This window comes from Mycobacterium sp. (assembly GCF_049280035.1).
Lineage (GTDB): Bacteria > Actinomycetota > Actinomycetes > Mycobacteriales > Mycobacteriaceae > Mycobacterium.
The window spans coordinates 1-4,183 of record NZ_JBAPPI010000190.1 but is presented as its reverse complement, the minus strand read 5'-3'; the positions used below and the strand labels follow the sequence as shown (position 1 = coordinate 4,183).

At 62.7% G+C, this 4,183-nt stretch carries 6 protein-coding genes and 2 pseudogenes; 1 reads left to right on the top strand and 7 read right to left on the bottom strand.

The features are described 5' to 3' along the window. Positions 1 to 116 precede the first annotated feature (116 nt). The 5 genes from WAN71_RS06295 to WAN71_RS06275 form a co-directional block, all read right to left on the bottom strand. The gene (locus WAN71_RS06295; RefSeq protein WP_422224507.1) at positions 117 to 272 is read right to left on the bottom strand and encodes a hypothetical protein; all 156 of its coding nucleotides are present in this window, start codon (positions 270 to 272) and stop codon (positions 117 to 119) included. Then, positions 269 to 535: a hypothetical protein gene (locus WAN71_RS06290; protein ID WP_422224509.1), complete on the bottom strand. Its 267-nt coding sequence runs from the start codon at positions 533 to 535 to the stop codon at positions 269 to 271. The genes WAN71_RS06295 and WAN71_RS06290 overlap by 4 nt, the downstream gene beginning before the upstream one ends. A gap of 168 nt (positions 536 to 703) precedes the next feature. Next, positions 704 to 1,633 carry a class I SAM-dependent methyltransferase gene (locus tag WAN71_RS06285; RefSeq protein ID WP_422224506.1) on the bottom strand — a complete coding sequence of 310 codons (930 nt, stop codon included), beginning with the start codon at positions 1,631 to 1,633 and terminating at the stop codon, positions 704 to 706. A 71-nt stretch (positions 1,634 to 1,704) separates the two neighbouring features. Then, entirely contained in the window at positions 1,705 to 2,118 is a 414-nt protein-coding gene (locus tag WAN71_RS06280) for a hypothetical protein (RefSeq protein ID WP_422224505.1), read from the bottom strand. Next, positions 2,115 to 2,561, bottom strand: coding sequence for a nuclear transport factor 2 family protein (locus WAN71_RS06275; RefSeq protein ID WP_422224504.1), 447 nt, complete (start codon positions 2,559 to 2,561; stop codon positions 2,115 to 2,117). The genes WAN71_RS06280 and WAN71_RS06275 overlap by 4 nt, the downstream gene beginning before the upstream one ends. 82 nt (positions 2,562 to 2,643) lie before the next feature. Here WAN71_RS06275 and WAN71_RS06270 point away from each other — a divergent pair, with 82 nt between their 5' ends. Beyond that, positions 2,644 to 3,639: a phosphotransferase family protein gene (locus WAN71_RS06270; RefSeq protein ID WP_422224508.1), complete on the top strand. Its 996-nt coding sequence runs from the start codon at positions 2,644 to 2,646 to the stop codon at positions 3,637 to 3,639. Between the two features lie 45 nt (positions 3,640 to 3,684). Here WAN71_RS06270 and WAN71_RS06265 read toward each other — a convergent pair. After that, positions 3,685 to 3,849, bottom strand: a pseudogene (locus tag WAN71_RS06265) (RNA-guided endonuclease TnpB family protein); the annotation flags it as partial. Next, positions 3,833 to 4,183 (bottom strand): annotated as a pseudogene (locus tag WAN71_RS06260) (hypothetical protein); the annotation flags it as partial. The pseudogenes WAN71_RS06260 and WAN71_RS06265, both read right to left, overlap by 17 nt.

Below are 4,183 nucleotides of genomic sequence, written 5' to 3'. Positions count from 1 at the left end.
ATGTAAGTCAGCAGATACATCGGCAACAGATAACCGAGGACTAACAAGATGATTCCGAGGATGATCATGACAACTCCTTTTCAGATGTTTCGGTGAGGGTTTTTCGCTGATTCGCGTCAGTACCAGTAACGTCTGCCGGCGACCGGCCGGCCAACGGAGCCCAGAACCCATAGCACCGCACCGATCACCAGCAAGATGATGCCGATCGTCTCTAGGACATACACCTTGAGGACATATCCCACTATTAGCAAGATGATGCCCAAGGCAATCATGACGCCTCCATTCCGATCAGGTGGTCGATGTCCATGGCAGGCATCGAACTGGGTTGCGGCAAATGACAATCGGCCACCTTTGGGTTGACACCCGCGTAGTTCAGGGGACCGACAAGCACAGTGACTGCGATCGTGCCTAAAGAGGCACAATTTTGGTCGTTGTTTTTCAGGTAGCCTCGCTGGAATGCGGCGATCACGCCGATCACCAACCAAACCACCACAATCGCACCGATTAAACCTCCGCCACGCATCCTCGCCTCCATCAACGTCGGAGCAAAAACCGTCGGGTCAACAGCAGATGCCGGAATACCCGCGTCGGCAGGTATCCAAACATTGTAATTTGACACAGGTCTAACGACGCGCAGGCTCAGATGCGCTACGCCGTACCGATTAGCACTGCGTAACCGGTTCTCTTGCGAGCCAAGGATTCGTTATCGCCGCTGCGCAGATACGAACACAGTTGGCGGCACTATGTCGTCTGCCGGAACGTGGCGTCCGTATCGAATCAGCATCTCGCCCATCGTGATCGCCGACGCGTCCCAACCGTGATCACGCAACCATTCGGTCACGTCGGTACGTTCCTCGGGGTACCAGAGGTCTTCATCTGCGGGCACCTCGGCGTCGAGCACCCGGGCTGCCGCGGCGCGCAGGCGGTGCGATTGTTCACGCTGACGGGCCAACCGTTCGGGATCCAGCGCGCTCTCCGCGGGTGCGTTGGTAGCCAACCAGCTGCCGGACGGACTCAACGCCTGGATCCGCTCGAACAGCAGATCCTGGGCCCGCGCGGGCAGATACCGAAGTAGCCCCTCAGCCGACCATACGGTCGGCCGAGATGGGTCAAACCCCGCTTCCTGCAACGCTGTTGGCCAGTCTTGCCGCAAGTCGATCGCGACGCTCACCAACCTCGACGTCGGGTGCGCGCCGCGGCGCTGCAGGGTGGTCGATTTGAAATCCAGGACCTTGGCCTGATCCAGCTCGTACACGGTGGTCCCGTCGGGCCATGGCAGCCGCCACGCGCGCGCATCCAAGCCGGCTGCCAGGATCACCACCTGTCGAACGCCGGACGCCGCCGCGTTGAGGAAGTACTCGTCGAAAAACGCTGTGCGCACGGCCATGAAGTCGATCATCACCTGCAGGTGGGCCAGCAGATCCACGTCATCGGTCAGCTCGGCCGCGTTGCTGGGATTCGCCATCAGGTTCCACATGCCATCGCCGGCCGCCTCGAGAAATGCCCGCGCGAAAGGATCGCGGATGAGCGGGTTCGCGCTGTCGGTTTCGGCCGCGCGAGCCGCGGCAACTCCGAGCGCTGTCGACCCCACACTTTCGGTGATTTCCCAGGAATCGTTGTCGGTTCGCGGCATCCTTGTTCTCCCATCTCCAGCCAGCATCGGACAGTACGCCGCATGCCTGAGAAGTGCCTGGGCGCAAACAGCTACGGCCGGTGAGCCGCGATCCACTCGGCCGCCCGACGCGTCGATGCGCGCGACAGCCAGCCATCTTGGATGAGCTCGGCCAGCTCCGTTCTGCTGACATCGGCTAGCCTGCTGGCCCGTATCAACACCGATGGGTGGTCGTCGAACCGGACCGTCGTGAAAAACGGTGAATCCGGGTCCTGCACCAGCGCCAACTTCTCGCTCTCGGATTCCACCCAGATCATGATCACGTCGCCGAGGCGTTCCCCGGTTTCGGGGTCGACGGCATCAGGTTGCGGGGTGCGGAAGAACACGAACGACTTGCCGCCCACCTGGTAGACCGCGTTACCCTTCGGCCCTTCGATGCGCCGCGCATACGGCATCCCCGCCGCGATCTCATGGACGTCGCTCAGTCGGGCCGGCCGATCGGTCATGGTCCTCGTGACGGTCGCAAGCGCGGCGAAGCCGGGCGCAGCGGGCCGTCACCGGTCGTCCACTGCTGCAACAACTCTGCCATCGCCGGCATGATCGTCTGCAACGCCTTCAGCGGCCGCAGCATGACCTTGAACGACACGATCTGCTCGTCGTCGTTCCAGTGGATCATGTCGATGCCGTTGACATAGATGCCGTCGATCGTCGCGGCGAACTCAAGGATCGCGGAGTGCTCGTCATACCAATGCTCGACGTAATGAAAATCGGTATCGCCGAACACTTTCGCAGCCGCCTTGAGGTACATCAAGGTCTTGTCTCGGCCTTCCTGCGGGGTGAACACCGCGGGCGAGAAGAATACGGCGTCGTCGGCGACCAGAGCGTCCAGTTCGTCGGTACGGCCGTTCTCGATGATCGAGGTCCAACGTGTAATCACCGGTGGCGTCATAGCGCGATCCTTGCAGACGGTAGCTTCTCCCAGTGTGGAGGTCCCAGTAGCCATAGAAGAGCTAGCCGCCGTGGCCGAGTGGATGTCGCAGCAGGGGATAGGCGACGGCCCGCTGGAAGACGTTTCCAAAATCAGCGGCGGGACGCAGAACATCATGCTGCAGTTCACCCGATCCGGCCGGCCATACGTACTGCGACGCGGGCCGAAGCACCTGCGCCCGCGCAGCAACGTCGTGATCATGCGGGAGACCCAGATACTGGCGGCGCTGTCCGGCACCGACGTACCGCATCCACACCTGATCGCCAGCTGCGACGAGCCAGGTGTGCTCGGCGATGCGGTCTTCTATCTGATGGAACCCATCGACGGGTTCAACGCCGGCGAAGAGTTGCCTGCGCTGCATGCCGGCGACCCGACCGTGCGGTTCCGGATGGGGCTGTCGATGGCTGAAGCCCTGGCCAAGCTGGGGGCCGTCGACTACCTCGCCGTCGGGCTCGGCGATTTCGGCAAGCCGGAGGGTTTCCTGGAACGCCAAGTGCCACGCTGGCTTTCGGAGTTGGAATCGTATCGAGAGTTCGAAAACTATCCCGGGCCCGACATTCCCGGCGTTGACGACGTCGCCAACTGGCTCGAACAAGGTCGGCCGTCGGTGTGGACGCCGGGGATTATGCACGGCGATTACCACGCCGCCAACGTGATGTTCTCCCGGACCGGTCCTGAGGTCGTCGCCATCGTCGACTGGGAGATGTGCACCATCGGTGACCCGCTACTGGACCTGGGCTGGCTGCTGGCCACCTGGCGCCCGTCCGACGCATCCAGCGCGTTCGGCGGCACTCTTTTTGAGATGGGCGGATTGGCCAGCACTGCTGACCTGGTCGAGCAGTATGCCCGCAACACCACCCGCGACCTGTCACACACCACCTGGTACACGGTGTTGGCGTGTTTCAAGCTCGGCATCGTGCTGGAGGGCACGCTGGCCAGGGCCAGCGCCGGCAAGGCGCCGAAGGAAGTCGGCGACCTCCTGCATGCCGCCACGGTAAGTCTGTTCGAGCAGGCGTTGGAGCTAATGGAGACGGCTTGACGTCCTCCTCTGGCTGAAGCCAGAGGATCCAATCCAATCCACTACCTATGCGGCAGGAGAGCAGAGTTGAGGTTCACGGTTCGTAGACCGGCTGGTGCCGAGGTCTCCCCGTGCTGTCACCGCCCGTCCGGCCGCGATGTTGCGTGCAGCGTTCACGTCGGCGTTGCACGGACCCGCGTTGCAGGCTTGGCACTCAAAAACCGCTTGGCTCTGACGGTTTCCGGGCGCGGTGTGCCCGCAAACGGCACATCGTTGCGCACCGCCGGTTCAGACGTCGGATGTGATGGGCTTTGACCGCCACCTGCCGGAAGCCCTCATGCACGCCGGCTTTGCGCCACGTCGGTCGGCGATGCGTTCCCGCGAAAAAGTTGCGCATCGTTTGGGCGAAATCCCGCAGCGCCTGCTGCTGCACCGTCTGCGACCCCGCTGCCAACCACTGGTGTTCGGCGCGGGCCGCGGTCAACTGAACGCACTGCTCGTTGTATCCGGGCGCGCGGCGGCCCGGCTGCCAGTGCAGTTGCTGCTCGACCGCCAAGTTCCACAC